The sequence below is a fragment of the Halorubrum tibetense genome (assembly GCF_042661865.1).
Lineage (GTDB): Archaea > Halobacteriota > Halobacteria > Halobacteriales > Haloferacaceae > Halorubrum > Halorubrum tibetense.
On record NZ_JBHSWW010000729.1, the window covers coordinates 1 to 527 of the forward strand.

Consider the following 527-nt stretch of genomic DNA (forward strand, 5'->3'; position numbering starts at 1 on the left):
CTCTCGATCCAATCGATGTACCAGCTCGAGAAACCTGATATCTGGCTTCATCTGGCGGAGCGCCTCGATCAAGCCAATTTGCACCCCACTGCCGCCATGAACGGCCAAGCCTGGCGGCTTATTAATAGCCATTAGCCAGTCATCTTCGAATACGATGGCCTCTGCCAAGCGCTGGGCCAACTCGGGACCAACCGGCACCAAGTCACCCTCCTGCGCCAACCGAATGGGCGGCACGCGCACGAGATCACCAGCGTGTAGCTTATGCTCAGGCTTAACCCTGCCCTTATTGACTCGCACCTCGCCCTTGCGCAACAGACGATAGAGTCGCGATTTCGGCACCCCTTTCAAACGCGACATCAGGAAATTATCGACTCGCTGACCGGCGCAATCGGGGTCGACCTCTAACATTTGGACCTGATGAAACTCAGACATAGCGCTCTCAAACACGTGAAGAGCCGGCATTTTACACCAGTCAAATCAGTTTTTTCTTTCTAATTGAAGGGCTTAGGCTTTGCTGCTATAGTTCA

The 527-nt window shown here is 53.7% G+C and carries 1 protein-coding gene; it reads right to left on the minus strand.

Going from position 1 to position 527, the window contains the following annotated elements; genetic code table 11:
* Positions 1–447, minus strand: a 447-nt coding sequence (locus ACFQEU_RS17985; protein WP_379784388.1) for a S4 domain-containing protein, incomplete at its 3' end; no start/stop codon positions are given.
* Positions 448–527: the final 80 nt, after the last annotated feature.